This is a genomic window from Streptococcus mitis, assembly GCF_001281025.1.
Taxonomy (GTDB): domain Bacteria; phylum Bacillota; class Bacilli; order Lactobacillales; family Streptococcaceae; genus Streptococcus; species Streptococcus mitis_AK.
This window is the reverse complement of record NZ_CP012646.1, coordinates 47,512-61,187: the sequence shown is the minus strand read 5'-3', so window position 1 is coordinate 61,187 and position 13,676 is coordinate 47,512. Positions and strand designations below refer to the sequence as shown.

Here is a 13,676-nt window from a genome sequence, read left to right as displayed (position 1 = left end):
TTTATGATAAAATGGAAATAGAAAGTTGAGATTATGAGTTATTTTAAAAAATATAAATTCGATAAATCCCAGTTCAAACTTGGTATGCGAACCTTTAAAACAGGTATTGCTGTTTTTCTAGTTCTCTTGATTTTTGGCTTTTTTGGCTGGAAAGGTCTTCAAATCGGTGCTTTGACAGCGGTTTTTAGTCTGAGGGAGAGCTTTGATAAGAGTGTTCATTTCGGAACTTCGCGTATTCTTGGAAATAGTATCGGTGGTCTCTATGCCCTGGTCTTCTTCCTATTAAATACCTTTTTCCACGAAGCCTTTTGGGTGACCTTGGTAGTTGTTCCAATCTGCACCATGTTAACCATTATGACAAATGTAGCCATGAATAACAAAGCAGGGGTTATTGGTGGTGTAGCAGCTATGTTAATCATTACCCTATCGATTCCGAGTGGTGAAACAATTTTGTACGTGTTTGCGCGTGTATCAGAAACGTTCATGGGAGTTTTTGTCGCAATTCTCGTAAATTACGATATTGATCGTATTCGGCTCTTTTTAGAGAAAAAAGAAAAATAATGTTACATTTTATAACATTATCAATTGACGTTTGTCTTTTTTTAGACTATAATAGACAGAAAGAAGGAAATTGTAAATGAAGGAAAAAGAATTTCGCCGAAATATGGCTGTTTTTCCTATCGGCAGTGTTATGAAGTTGACCGATTTATCGGCGCGTCAGATTCGTTATTATGAAGATCAAGAGTTGATTAAGCCTGATCGAAACGAAGGGAACCGTCGCATGTATTCCTTGAATGACATGGATCGTCTGCTTGAAATCAAAGATTATATCTCTGAAGGTTATAATATCGCTGCCATTAAGAAAAAATATGCTGAACGTGAAGCGAAATCCAAGAAAGCGGTGAGTCAGACTGAGGTGCGTCGTGCACTTCACAATGAACTCCTCCAACAGGGTCGCTTTGCTTCAGTACGGTCACCTTTTGGTCGCGGTTAGGCAACCGCAAGTAGTCATACATTAAGGAGAAAACTCATGCCAATCACAGCTGCAGATATTCGTCGTGAAGTCAAGGAAAAAAATGTTACCTTTATTCGTCTCATGTTCTCAGATATTTTGGGAACCATGAAAAACGTCGAAATTCCTGCTACAGATGAACAGTTAGATAAAGTCTTGTCAAATAAGGCTATGTTTGATGGATCTTCTATTGAAGGTTTTGTACGTATCAATGAGTCAGATATGTACTTGTACCCAGACTTGGATACATGGACAGTCTTCCCTTGGGGAGATGAAAATGGAAGTGTTGCAGGTTTGATCTGTGATGTCTATACAACAGAAGGTGAACCATTTGCAGGTGACCCTCGTGGCAATTTGAAGCGTGCTCTTCGTCACATGGAGGAAGTGGGATTCAAGTCCTTCAACCTTGGACCAGAGCCAGAATTCTTCCTATTTAAGTTGGATGAAAATGGAGACCCAACACTTGAAGTGAATGACAAGGGTGGCTACTTTGATTTGGCGCCTACTGACCTTGCGGACAACACACGTCGTGAGATTGTGAATGTCTTGACCAAAATGGGATTTGAAGTAGAAGCGAGTCACCACGAGGTTGCGGTTGGACAACATGAGATTGACTTCAAGTACGATGAAGTTCTCCGTGCTTGTGATAAGATTCAAATCTTTAAACTTGTTGTTAAAACTATTGCTCGCAAACATGGGCTTTACGCAACTTTTATGGCCAAACCAAAATTTGGTATTGCCGGATCAGGTATGCACTGTAATATGTCCTTGTTTGATGCAGAAGGAAACAATGCCTTCTTTGATCCAAATGATCCAAAAGGAATGCAGTTGTCAGAAACGGCCTACCATTTCCTTGGTGGTTTGATCAAACATGCCTACAACTATACTGCCATCATGAACCCAACGGTTAACTCATACAAACGTTTGGTTCCAGGTTATGAAGCGCCGGTTTACATTGCTTGGGCTGGTCGTAACCGTTCGCCACTTGTGCGCGTGCCTGCTTCACGTGGCATGGGAACTCGTCTTGAGTTACGTTCAGTGGATCCGATGGCAAACCCATACATCGCTATGGCTGTTCTTTTGGAAGTTGGTTTACATGGTATTGAAAACAAAATCGAAGCACCAGCTCCTATCGAAGAAAATATCTACATCATGACAGCAGAAGAGCGCAAGGAAGCTGGTATTACAGACCTTCCGTCAACCCTTCACAACGCTTTGAAAGCTCTGACTGAAGATGAAGTTGTCAGAGCGGCTCTTGGAGAACATATCTATACTAGTTTCCTTGAAGCCAAACGAATCGAATGGGCAAGCTATGCAACCTTCGTTTCACAATGGGAAATTGATAACTATTTAGACCTTTACTAATACTAATATAGAAGAAAGATTGCCTGAGGGCAAACAGTCATACAGCAGTCTAAGCCATCAAATATCTATAACCCTTAAAATAGCGATTTCGGTCGCTATTTATTTTTCAAAAAATCCTCTTGACTCTTTTGAGAATTAGATTTATCATCAGACGTGTAGAAGAAAACCAAGGAGTAACTGCAGAAAAGGTGGAAGTTTTGAATATTCGATTGGAAGTAAAAAATTGAATTATCGACAATCTCATCAACAATAAACCTATTTCAACCCCATTATCTATAGGCGTATTTTTACGCCTTTTTATATACTTGAAGCACATAAGAAACATTATGAGAAGTTCGCTGATGGAAGCACTCAAGAAATTGATGTTCCTTATGATATTCCTGAGAATTGGGAGTGGGTGAGAGTTAAAGATGTGACGATTACTAATCCTAAAAATAATATGAATGATGATAGCTTAACATCTTTTTTACCCATGAAATTAATTAGTGACGGATACAGTACAAACCATAGCTTTGAAATTAAAAAATGGGGAGATATAAAAAAAGGATTTACACATTTTCAAAATAAAGATGTGATACTAGCCAAAATAACTCCATGCTTTCAGAATAGAAAATCAACAGTATTAACAGACCTAGAAGGAGGAATGGGAGCAGGAACTACCGAAATATATACTTTTCGAACACTATCAAGTCTACTTTCTGAATTTCTACTCTATATATTTAAAACTCAAGATTTTATCTCTGCAGGAATTAAAAATTTTTCAGGTACTGCAGGACAACAGCGTGTGCCCAGAATTTTTGTAGAAAATTACTGTATCCCCCTCCCCCCCCTCTCCGAACAAAAACGTATCGTTAAAGCAATTGAAGAAGCCCTAGCTAAAGTAGATGAATATGCTGAAAGTTATAATAGATTAGAACAGCTAGATAAAGAATTTCCAGATAAACTAAAAAAATCTATTCTTCAATATGCTATGCAAGGAAAATTAGTTGAACAAGACCCAAATGATAAATCAGTCGAAGTTTTACTTGAAAAAATACGAGCAGAAAAGCAAAAACTTTTCGAAGAAGGCAAGATTAAAAAGAAAGATTTAGAGATTCCAATTGTTTCCCAAGGAGATGATAACTCTTATTATCTGAATAACATTAAAATTGAAATAGATTTTCCAAGAAGATCAACTTGGTTGCTAGCTCCTTTAGAAAAAATTGTAACAACTATTTCAGCTAAGCCTTATCAAATAAAACAGTCTGAAATTGTAAAAGAGGGCAAGATACCAGTAGTTAGTCAATCTAAAATATTAGTTGAAGGATTTTCTAATAATTTTTCTAAGATTCTAGACTATAAAACAGACGTTGTAATATTTGGTGACCATACAAGAAATCTTAAGATTATAGACTTCCCTTTTGTTGTTGGTGCAGACGGAGTAAAAATTCTGTCTCCAATTTGCTTATCTGCAAAATTTTTAAAATACCACTTAGACTATACGCTATTATTTGTTAGGAACAGGGGCTATGCTCGACATTATTCGTATCTAAAATCTAAAATAATAGGTATTCCTTCAGTTTTAGAACAAAAGAGAATTGTCGCTAAAATTGATTTACTTTTTCAAAAAGTTTCTCAACTTTCTGAGTGATTCTATTTTGTTCGTTTATGGGTAATATAGGAATAGGGATATTACCTAAATTTTTAATACTAACACCTCCAATTATTCCAGATTTATTTTTTGGAAATCACTTAAAAATTGTGGACTTTGAAGAAAATAATAAAGAAATTTATTTTCTCCGTAGTAAAATGATAAATTACACAACTTATTACCAAAGCAGACATCTTGTTTCAACAATCCTATTTTGCGTCCAGCACTACCACCTTCTAAGCACAGCAATACAGAATTGAAATAGCTAATTTTGAATTTTGACAAATAGTTATCGGGAATTCTAATGCCGTTATCATAATTAATAGTATTATCAAAGTTGACATCCTTGGTTGCAATATAATTAATCCCATCTACTCCAGAAAAATATTTTTTCTTTTCAGTAGCGTTAATACTATTTCCAGTGTAGAGATTGGAGACACTATCTAGAGTTGAAAACATCCAGTTTCTCGGTAACTGTTCATAATAAGAGCAATAATCACAAAAAAATAGCAGATAGTCGATTTGACCACCTGTTATTTTTTTTACCAATTAACAATTTTATCTACAATATTTTGTTGTTCGGTAGCTGTTTTTCTTAGATAAATTCGAGTAGTTTCTATACTTTCATGTCCCATCAAATCTGCTAGTAAAGCAATATCGTTATACTTCGCTAAAAAATTCTTAGCAAATAAATGCCTAAAAGAATGAGGGTAAATTACTTTAGGATTCATTTTGTATTTATCAGCATAATTTTTTAACTGTTGAGCAACTCCTCTTGCTGTAATTGGTTCATTAAATTTATTCAAAAATAAATAACCACTTCGGCGATTTTCTGATTCTAACCAATTAAGACAACTATTTCTTAATTTTTTAGGAATATACAGTCTACGAATTTTACCACCTTTTGAGTAAATGTCAAAATAACCGATTTCTACATGCTCCACTTTTAGTTTAATAAGTTCACTTACACGAGCCCCAGTTGCACCTAAAAACCAAACAACAAAATGCCATTTTAAAATACCATCTTTTTTCAAACTACGTTTAAGAAAAAGGTAATCAGCATGGCTAATGACATCTTCTAAAAACGGTTTTTGCTGTACTTTGACAAATTTTAATTTCAAATCATCATGACCAATAAAGGCCAGATATTTATTTACTCCTTGTAGTCTCAAATTGACAGTTTTAGGTTTAAAATTGTCTAATAAATATCCCTTGTATTCAAATAAATCTTCCATTTTGAGTTCGTAATTCTCCAAGAAAACTCGAACACCATAAAGGTATGATCGCACAGTATTTTCAGCTAAACCAGCTTTCTTCAAATGTAATTCAAAATCTTTCAACGCAAAACTCCTATCTTATGTTTGATAGAAATTCCACCGCACGTAAAACTATTATACTAAATTAGTGCGTCAATATGGGCGAAAGATTGTTCGATTTTATCAACGATTCTAGTTTGTTCGGATAGTGGGGGGAGGGGGATTAGAATAGAAGCAACTTTATCACTATTCAAGTTTTTCACAACAGCTCCACTAATTAGATATAAAAATTGAGAATAAACTACATTTGATGAAAGGATATAGAATAGGTAATCTCTATTTAAAGAGTTTTCATAGTTCGAAATAGCCAACCATCCATCGTGTATTGCACCATCAACATTCAAAATATAAGGTCTACCAAAACTCATAGAATTAGTTAACAAAAATGTACCTTTTTTTACAAATCTAGTTTTGTTAAGCCCTGATTTTTTGATTTTTTCTTTAACATTATTTATATACTTTTCACCCTTTTCAGTATCACCTATTTTTATCCAATTTATTCCATCTACTTCAGAAGTAAGATAATCTTTGATTGGTCGTGGAGAACCACCTCTAACAATTTCAACCAATGTAGAAAACCTCACCCACTCCCAACTTTTTGGTATTTCATAAGGAACTTCCTCATAATAAGAGTTATCATCTCCTTGGGAAACAATTGGAATCTCTAAATCTTTCTTTTTAATCTTGCCTTCTTCGAAAAGTTTTTGCTTTTCTGCTCGTATTTTTTCAAGTAAAACTTCGACTGATTCATCATTTGGGTCTTGTTCAACTAATTTTCCTTGCATAGCATATTGAAGAATAGATTTTTTTAGTTTATCTGGAAATTCTTTATCTAGCTGTTCTAATCTATTATAACTTTCAGCGTAAATTTCAACCTTTTTCAAGGCTCGTTCAATTTGAGCAACAATTCGTTTTTGTTCGGCGAGAGGTGGAAGGGGGAGGAGAGTTTCCTTTAACATTTTTTGAGTAACTTGAAAAATTGTAGTTGTGTTTGCATCGTCAAGCTGACTTCTGAAATGACTTGATTGAAAAAAATAGTTCATAAAAGTGGAGGAGACGGATATAGGACGAATTACTGACATAAATGCACCAAAACTCGTTTTCATCTTTAAATTTCCGACAATAGCTGTCTTTCCGACAAGCTGCTTACTACCACTTCTAACAGCCATTAAAATATCATTTTTGTTTAGCCACTCATTTTCCTTTATTATCGTTTTTTCAGATACAAAGGCTAAATCTAGTGTGCTAATTTTCCCGTTTTTAATATTATTAGCCTTATAGATAGGTATTCCTGTTTCTTGAACTTCACTCGGTTTAAAAGTCAGCCCAATATTTGTAGTACAAATATTACCAACCTTCACCCACTCCCAATTCTCAGGAATATCATAAGGTACCTTAATTTCTTGAACACTTCCATCAGCGAACTTCTCATAATGTTTCCCATCATCACCACGAAATATCTCGGTTTCCTTTTTATCTCGTTTGATTTTTCCTTCACTGATAAGTTTTTCTTTTTCAGCTTTAATTCTCTTTAACAATTCACTTGCAGGTTCGTCATTGGGATTTTGCGGCACTAATTTCCCTTCCATCGCTCTTTGGAGAATACTTGCTTTAAGTTGTTCTGGTGTCATTATTTGTCCTCCAACAACTGCAAAATATCAGCTAATACATTATCAATCTTATGATTTAAAGTTGCTCTTTCTGCTTGATAATTCTGAATCAACTCAAATGGATTTAAGATTTCCTCTTCCTCTTTTGGAAAACCACACTGGTCTAAATTATAATTCAACTCAGCTAATTCACTAGGTGTAAATGATTTAGATTTGTAGAACTTACCTTCCAGAATCTCTTCACGATTTTCCCACCAGTCACGAACAGGATTGAAGTGTTCTGACTTCATTGGCTTAGTTTTCGAGAAATTTTTATAACCATCTGGCATATCTAAACGATAAAACCAAGTTTCTTCTGTTTTCTTTGTTTTATCAAAGAAAAGAATGTTCGTATGGATTCCTGTATACGGTGCAAAGACACTATGAGGCAACCTAATAATCGTATGCAAGTTGAACTCATCTACCAGTTTTTGTTTCAAGCGAGTTTTTACACCTTCACCAAATAGAAAACCATCAGGTAAAATAACTCCAACACGACCATTTTCTTTCAAACGATACATAATGACAGCCATAAATAAATCAGCCGTTTCAGAACTCCGTAATTCTGCTGGAAAGTTATTTTTTATTGTTTCTAATTCTGACCCTCCAAAAGGTGGATTCATCATAATAATGTCAAATTTTTCATCATCCGTATATTCACGAACATTTTTCTCCAAAGTATTTCCATGAACAATTTTAGGGTCATCAATTTCGTGAAGAAACAGATTTGTAACTGCTAAAAGATGAGGAAATGCTTTCTTTTCAATACCAAAAACAGCTGTATTATATTTTTTGGTATCTTCACTAGTTTTACGTTGACTACTTAAACGGTTCAGAGTTGAAGTCAAGAATCCTCCTGTTCCGCAAGCAAGGTCTGCCATTGATTCTCCAAGTTTTGGGTCAAGAACTTCGGCAATAAAATCAGTCGCTGCACGTGGCGTATAAAATTCTCCTGAGTTCCCAGCATTTTGAATATCTTTAAGAATTTTTTCGTAAATATCATTAAACGAATGACGATCTTCAGGGCTATTGAAATCAACTTCATCAATAACATTGATGATTTGGCGTAACAAGACGCCATTTTTCATATAGTTGTTCGCATCTTCAAAAGCTGATTTAACAATCGTTTTTCGAATAGGCATATTTGAAGTTATTTCAAGCTCTTTCAACTCCTTGAATAACTTGTTATTGACAAAATCAAGTAATTCATCGCCTGTCAATACCCGTTCCCCATTTTGAGCATGAGCCCAATTTCTCCATTTTAATTCCTCTGGGATAATTGACTCATACTCGTCTTCTTCTAATTCCCAAACCATTTCACGGCTATCATAAATTTTTAAGAATAATAACCAAGACATTTGCTCAATACGTTGAGCATCACCATTAACACCAGCATCGTTTCGAGTGATATCTTGAATTCTTTTTACAAATGACGTAATTGACATACTTTCCTTTCATTAAGCTACTGTAAATAGCTCTTGCTCCAATTCTTTAATTGCTTGTAAATATCGTTTTTTATCTCCAAAATAAGTATTGATGATTTTGAAGGTTCCACCATATATCTGAAATTCTGGAAGTTTTAATGTTTCAATGCTTTCGAGTTCTCCAATACCTTTATCCATGTATTTGTCCAGTAAAATTTCCAAAACAGCACGCGCTTCCTCACTATATTTATATAAATATCCGCTTTGTTTGAGTTTATTGATACGTTCTGTTTTGGTTAATTCTTTTTGACCATAGGCAAGTTTTAGGAGTAAATCAAAATCATCGATTTCTTGTTCTGATATTCCCTCCGACTCTCGAATAGCATCTAGATAAACTCCTTTTTTATAAAGTTCGTCTAAGATAAGCTTCTTTTTATCTGCCGTATGCCAAACTGTGATAAAATCGTTCAAAGTGGCGTAGCTACCTAAGATATTCTTCCGAGTGTAATCGGTCAGGCTTTCGGTAATCAGTTTCCCGTTTTCGTCCAATACTTGAACAGTAGAATTAAGAATGGTAACCTGCTTGTCTGTAACGATATATTTTTCTACTGGGTCACTACCTTCGTTTACAAAACCAGGTGTAGTACCATTGTTTGTTTTTGCGCCCGTTTCCAGAACCTTCACTGGTTCTCCATCAAAATCAGGGTCAGCAAACAAATTGGTAACATTTCGAAAATCAATAATCGTAAAAAATTCTTTCCCCTTTTGAGGATAAAGACGTGTGCCACGACCAATAATTTGTTTAAATTCAGTCATGGATTGGATATTAGAGTCTAAAACAATCAAACGACATGTTTTAGCATTAACTCCTGTCGTTAATAATTTAGACGTTGTTACAATAGCAGGAAAATTAGAATTGACATCCATAAAGTTATCCAGTTGAGCTTTACCTTCAGCGTTGTCACCAGTTACTTGCATGACATAACGATAGTCTTCTTGGACTAAGTCTAGATTCTCTTTTACAAGTGCAGCACGCATTCGCTCGGCATGGTCAATATCAACACAAAAAACAATTGTTTTATCAAATCGTGTATTGTTTTGCTTCATATAATCAGAAACAAACTTGGCAACTCTTTGCGTTCTATTATCAATGACAATGGTTTTGTCAAAATCTTTCCTGCCGTAGTACCTATCTTCTATTAATTGTCCGTTAGAATCAACTTTTCCAGTTTCTGGACGATAACCATCCACATCCACATCTAAATTAACCCTCATAACACGATATGGAGCCAAAAAACCATCCTCGATTCCCTGTTTTAAACTATAAGTATAGATTGGCTCACCAAAGTATTCCGTATTGGAAGCATTCTTGGTTTCTTTAGGAGTAGCGGTCATCCCAATCTGTGTCGCAGAACTGAAATAATCAATCACCTTACGCCAGTTACTGTCTTCCTTAGCTGAACCACGGTGCGCTTCATCAATTACGATTAAATCAAAGAAGTCTTTGTCAAACTTTTGATAGTGTGTTTCAGTTCCATCTTCACCAGTTAGTTGCTGATAAAGCCCTAGATAAATTTCAAAAGAATTTAATTTTTCAGGAGCAGTCAAAAGTTTTGGTGTAATTTTCGTCATTACCTTTTCGAATGGCTTAAAGTCTTCAGCCATCGTTTGGTCTACTAAGATGTTTCTATCCGCTAAGAATAAAACTCGTTTAGCCAAACCAGCTTTTCGAAGGCGATGAATAATTTGAAAAGCCATGAACGTTTTCCCTGTTCCTGTTGCCATCACAAACATTACTCGTTTTTGTCCTCTGGCAACTGTTTCAATAGTACGGTTGATAGCTATTTGCTGATAATAGCGTGGCATTTTCATTGAGAAGGCGTCTGTATAGTATGGAGTTGAGATAGCTTCTGTAATTTCGTACGTCAATCCTTTTTCCTTCGTCATACGAGAAAATAATTCTTCACGAGTAGGGAATTCGTCTAACTCCAGCTCACGTTCTTCTCTCGTGATACGGTCGTGTTCAATAAAGCCATCACCATTCGAAGAATAAACAAATGGAACATCTAAAATCTCTCCATATTCAATAGCTTGTTGTAATCCTGCTCGAACGCTGTGTTTATTATCCTTTGCTTCAACAATTGCAATTCGAGTTCCAAATTGGTAATACAGTGAATAGTCTGATTTTTTTCCTTCTTTACGACGAGCTTTATCTCCTCTAACCTCGATTCGACCATCAGTGAAGTATTCTTCGTAAGCGATATGCTCACCATTTTTCCATCCTTTGGATACAATAGCAGGAGTGATGAAATTTGCTTTAATATCCTCCTCACTCATTTCTTTCTTAGACTTTATAAACTCAACCATATTGAACCCTCCGCATTCTAAAAATCTACTTCTCCATAAAATAAACTATCAGAACAAATTATAATTCTATTATATCATACTTATAAAAACACTCTGCTAAATTGTTGAAAATAAGTATACAATATACTTTGGCATCGCGTCAGATTATCTCCGCATAACACCGCTATTTTTCGCTGTTTTCGGCAGTCGACTTATTATCATTCTACAAGCACTTTCAGTCGGGCTGGTGAGCTATTTTTCAAAAATAAATAATCACATTTAAACATTTTGAAAGTATAAAATATCTACATTAGCCGTTCAAAAACTGGCGTAAATTTTACCATAATATTTTCGTTTAAATAAAGATTTTTTATGTCAAACGGATTTTAACAAGGCGGATGCTTCCTATTTTGCTTCTCTTTTTAGCTCTACTACCGGTTTTCTCAAAGTTTGTCAGTGGAGGTAGTTCTTTCAGTTGGGAAGTGTTTTTGATTTTCATAATAGATTGGGTTTTATTGATAGTTTTTGCGATTCAGATTTCTTATATTTTTTTGGAGATTGAGTCAAAAGTGGAAAGAATTATCTAATAAATAACACCAGGCGTGTTTTCTAATTTTGGGGCAAGACAATGAAAAGTAAACTATAATTTCGGATTTTTACTATTCTTGATTTGGACAAGGAGGAAGAATATTTACATGAGATGCATTTGAAAGGGTGGAGGTATAGAACTAGTCGTTTTGGTTTTTTCTATTTTGACCAATGTCAACCAGACAATGTCATCTACTGTATCTATGATTCTAGATTTCTTAAAAAATATAAGCATGAACTGCAAGATTTTAGAAATAGAGGTTGGGAATTGGTAGGAGCAGGTTCTTGTTCAATTCTTCGTAAATCGTCTTCTGATTTACTTTCAGAGGATCAAGTCTACATGAGTAATAATCTCAGGTGGGAAGTTATGCGATCTAGACTTCGTTCTTGTACAGCTACTTTCTTAGGTGGTTTGGTTGTTTGTATGAGTTTAATTAAAGAAGAACTTTCTGTGTCTTTCTTCGTTATTTTTCTTTTATATGCTCTCTTGATTTCTTATCTAATCTATGGTTTTTTTAGACTTAAAAGGAAATATCAAGTAGATGAACAGTGAGTTTCTAGGCCTTCAGACTGATTTTTAGCACTCTTGATAAAAGAGTGCTAATTTTTTGAGTTTTTGTCTTGACATTCTCTTTTAAGGGTGTATAATAGAATCATGAGTTAGCACTTAGACGTGTTGAGTGCTAATTGATCAGACAGAGAGGAGTGATGAGATGGTTACAGAGCGTCAGCAGGATATCTTAAATCTGATTATTGACATCTTTACCAAAACGCACGAACCTGTCGGATCCAAAGCTTTGCAAGAGTCTATTAACTCTAGCAGTGCAACCATTCGTAATGATATGGCAGCTCTAGAAAAGCAAGGTTTGCTTGAAAAGGCCCATACTTCAAGTGGTCGAATGCCAAGTGTTGCTGGTTTTCAGTACTATGTGAAACACTCACTGGATTTTGACCGACTAGCTGAAAATGAGGTTTATGAGATTGTCAAAGCCTTTGATCAGGAATTTTTCAAATTGGAGGATATTCTGCAAGAGGCTGCTAATCTACTGACAGACTTGAGTGGCTGTACGGTAGTAGCACTGGATGTTGAGCCGAGCAGGCAACGTTTGACAGCTTTTGATATCGTTGTTTTGGGGCAACATACAGCCTTGGCAGTATTCACCCTAGACGAGTCGCGAACGGTTACCAGTCAGTTTCTGATTCCAAGGAACTTCTTACAGGAGGACTTGCTGAAACTGAAGAGCATCATTCAGGAACGTTTTCTCGGTCACACCGTTCTAGATATTCACTACAAGATTCGGACGGAGATTCCGCAGATTATCCAGCGTTACTTTACAACGACGGACAATGTCATGGATCTCTTTGAACACATTTTTAAGGAAATGTTCAACGAAAACATTGTGGTGGCGGGCAAGGTCAATCTCTTGAATTTTGCTAATCTAGCGGCCTATCAGTTCTTTGACCAACCTCAAAAGGTGGCTCTGGAGATTCGTGAGGGGCTGCATGAGGATCAGATGCAAAATGTTCGTGTTGCGGACAGTCAAGAGTCTTGTCTAGCTGACCTAGCGGTGATTAGTAGCAAGTTCCTCATTCCTTATCGGGGAGTTGGAATTCTAGCCATTATCGGTCCGGTTAATCTGGATTACCAACAGCTAATCAACCAAGTCAATGTAGTCAATCGTGTTTTGACTATGAAGTTGACAGATTTTTACCGCTACCTCAGCAGTAATCATTACGAAGTACATTAAGATTGAAATCATTAAAGGAGGCGAAAATGGCCCAAGATATAAAAAATGAAGAAGTAGAAGAAGTTCAAGAAGAGGAAGTTGTGGAAACAACTGAAGAAATGACTTCTGAGAAATCTGAGTTGGACTTGGCAAATGAACGTGCAGATGAGTTTGAGAACAAATACCTTCGTGCTCATGCAGAAATGCAAAATATCCAACGCCGTGCCAATGAAGAGCGTCAAAACTTGCAACGTTATCGTAGCCAAGACTTGGCAAAAGCAATCTTACCATCGCTTGACAACCTTGAGCGTGCACTCGCAGTTGAAGGCTTGACAGACGATGTCAAAAAGGGATTGGAGATGGTGCAAGAAAGCTTGATTCATGCTTTGAAAGAAGAAGGAATTGAAGAAATCGCAGCTGATGGTGAATTTGACCATAACTACCATATGGCCATCCAAACTCTCCCAGCAGACGATGAACACCCAGCAGATACCATCGCCCAAGTCTTCCAAAAAGGCTACAAGCTCCATGACCGCATCCTACGCCCAGCAATGGTAGTGGTTTATAACTAGGCTAGATAGCTTAAAAAAACTTGTCCGAAACGACAATAAACTATGAA

Annotated in this window: 12 protein-coding genes and 1 pseudogene; 7 read left to right on the top strand and 6 right to left on the bottom strand. The window is 35.9% G+C overall.

The genetic code is table 11. The annotated features are described in order from the left end of the window. The first annotated feature begins 33 nt into the window (after window positions 1–33). The 3 genes from RN80_RS00350 to glnA all read left to right on the top strand — a co-directional run bounded on the left by RN80_RS00350 (window position 34) and on the right by glnA (window position 2,377). Window positions 34–561: an FUSC family protein gene (locus RN80_RS00350; RefSeq protein ID WP_000119915.1), complete on the top strand. Its 528-nt coding sequence runs from the start codon at window positions 34–36 to the stop codon at window positions 559–561. Between the two features lie 76 nt (window positions 562–637). After that, window positions 638–994, top strand: coding sequence for a transcriptional repressor GlnR (gene glnR, locus RN80_RS00345; protein ID WP_000659548.1), 357 nt, complete (start codon window positions 638–640; stop codon window positions 992–994). A gap of 36 nt (window positions 995–1,030) precedes the next feature. Then, window positions 1,031–2,377 carry a type I glutamate--ammonia ligase gene (gene glnA, locus RN80_RS00340; RefSeq protein WP_001122886.1) on the top strand — a complete coding sequence of 449 codons (1,347 nt, stop codon included), beginning with the start codon at window positions 1,031–1,033 and terminating at the stop codon, window positions 2,375–2,377. Window positions 2,378–2,472: 95 nt separating this feature from the next. Here the strand turns inward: glnA and RN80_RS09450 are convergent, their stop codons facing one another. After that, a complete protein-coding gene (locus tag RN80_RS09450) occupies window positions 2,473–2,580 on the bottom strand; it encodes a glutamine synthetase (protein ID WP_080998548.1) in 108 nt (35 codons plus the stop codon). Window positions 2,581–2,816: 236 nt separating this feature from the next. Between RN80_RS09450 and RN80_RS10060 the strand changes: the two are divergent. After that, a pseudogene (locus RN80_RS10060) lies at window positions 2,817–4,007 on the top strand (restriction endonuclease subunit S); the annotation flags it as partial. 72 nt (window positions 4,008–4,079) lie between these two features. Here the strand turns inward: RN80_RS10060 and RN80_RS10015 are convergent. The 5 genes from RN80_RS10015 to hsdR all read right to left on the bottom strand — a co-directional run bounded on the left by RN80_RS10015 (window position 4,080) and on the right by hsdR (window position 10,763). Next, window positions 4,080–4,466, bottom strand: a complete 387-nt coding sequence (locus RN80_RS10015; protein WP_253275435.1) for a restriction endonuclease subunit S domain-containing protein — start codon at window positions 4,464–4,466, stop codon at window positions 4,080–4,082. An 83-nt stretch (window positions 4,467–4,549) separates the two neighbouring features. Continuing rightward, window positions 4,550–5,347 (bottom strand): tyrosine-type DNA invertase PsrA, encoded by a 798-nt coding sequence (psrA, locus tag RN80_RS00325; protein ID WP_060627139.1) that lies wholly within the window; start codon window positions 5,345–5,347, stop codon window positions 4,550–4,552. Window positions 5,348–5,403: 56 nt separating this feature from the next. Beyond that, window positions 5,404–6,954 (bottom strand): restriction endonuclease subunit S, encoded by a 1,551-nt coding sequence (locus RN80_RS00320; RefSeq protein ID WP_060627138.1) that lies wholly within the window; start codon window positions 6,952–6,954, stop codon window positions 5,404–5,406. Continuing rightward, on the bottom strand, window positions 6,954–8,417 hold the full coding sequence (locus RN80_RS00315; protein ID WP_060627137.1) for a class I SAM-dependent DNA methyltransferase: 1,464 nt from the start codon (window positions 8,415–8,417) through the stop codon (window positions 6,954–6,956). Before RN80_RS00315 ends, RN80_RS00320 begins: the two co-directional genes overlap by 1 nt. Before the next feature lie 12 nt (window positions 8,418–8,429). Beyond that, window positions 8,430–10,763: an EcoAI/FtnUII family type I restriction enzme subunit R gene (gene hsdR / locus RN80_RS00310; protein ID WP_060627136.1), complete on the bottom strand. Its 2,334-nt coding sequence runs from the start codon at window positions 10,761–10,763 to the stop codon at window positions 8,430–8,432. Between the two features lie 631 nt (window positions 10,764–11,394). Between hsdR and RN80_RS00300 the strand changes: the two genes are divergently transcribed. From RN80_RS00300 to grpE, 3 genes are all read left to right on the top strand, one after another. Next, the gene (locus RN80_RS00300) at window positions 11,395–11,883 is read left to right on the top strand and encodes a DUF2812 domain-containing protein (protein ID WP_253275445.1); all 489 of its coding nucleotides are present in this window, start codon (window positions 11,395–11,397) and stop codon (window positions 11,881–11,883) included. A gap of 160 nt (window positions 11,884–12,043) precedes the next feature. Further along, window positions 12,044–13,078, top strand: coding sequence for a heat-inducible transcriptional repressor HrcA (gene hrcA / locus RN80_RS00295; protein WP_020902187.1), 1,035 nt, complete (start codon window positions 12,044–12,046; stop codon window positions 13,076–13,078). Window positions 13,079–13,104: 26 nt separating this feature from the next. After that, the gene (grpE, locus tag RN80_RS00290) at window positions 13,105–13,629 is read left to right on the top strand and encodes a nucleotide exchange factor GrpE (protein WP_060627135.1); all 525 of its coding nucleotides are present in this window, start codon (window positions 13,105–13,107) and stop codon (window positions 13,627–13,629) included. Window positions 13,630–13,676: the final 47 nt, after the last annotated feature.

Excerpts from the sequence above, each read along its gene's own strand:
- RN80_RS00320 (WP_060627138.1), bottom strand. The coding sequence starts at position 6,954 with ATGACACCAGAACAACTTAAAGCAAGTATTCTCCAAAGAGCGATGGAA.
- RN80_RS00315 (WP_060627137.1), bottom strand. The coding sequence starts at position 8,417 with ATGTCAATTACGTCATTTGTAAAAAGAATTCAAGATATCACTCGAAAC.
- glnA (WP_001122886.1), top strand. The coding sequence starts at position 1,031 with ATGCCAATCACAGCTGCAGATATTCGTCGTGAAGTCAAGGAAAAAAAT.
- hsdR (WP_060627136.1), bottom strand. The coding sequence starts at position 10,763 with ATGGTTGAGTTTATAAAGTCTAAGAAAGAAATGAGTGAGGAGGATATT.
- RN80_RS00350 (WP_000119915.1), top strand. The coding sequence starts at position 34 with ATGAGTTATTTTAAAAAATATAAATTCGATAAATCCCAGTTCAAACTT.
- hrcA (WP_020902187.1), top strand. The coding sequence starts at position 12,044 with ATGGTTACAGAGCGTCAGCAGGATATCTTAAATCTGATTATTGACATC.
- grpE (WP_060627135.1), top strand. The coding sequence starts at position 13,105 with ATGGCCCAAGATATAAAAAATGAAGAAGTAGAAGAAGTTCAAGAAGAG.
- RN80_RS10015 (WP_253275435.1), bottom strand. The coding sequence starts at position 4,466 with ATGTTTTCAACTCTAGATAGTGTCTCCAATCTCTACACTGGAAATAGT.
- glnR (WP_000659548.1), top strand. The coding sequence starts at position 638 with ATGAAGGAAAAAGAATTTCGCCGAAATATGGCTGTTTTTCCTATCGGC.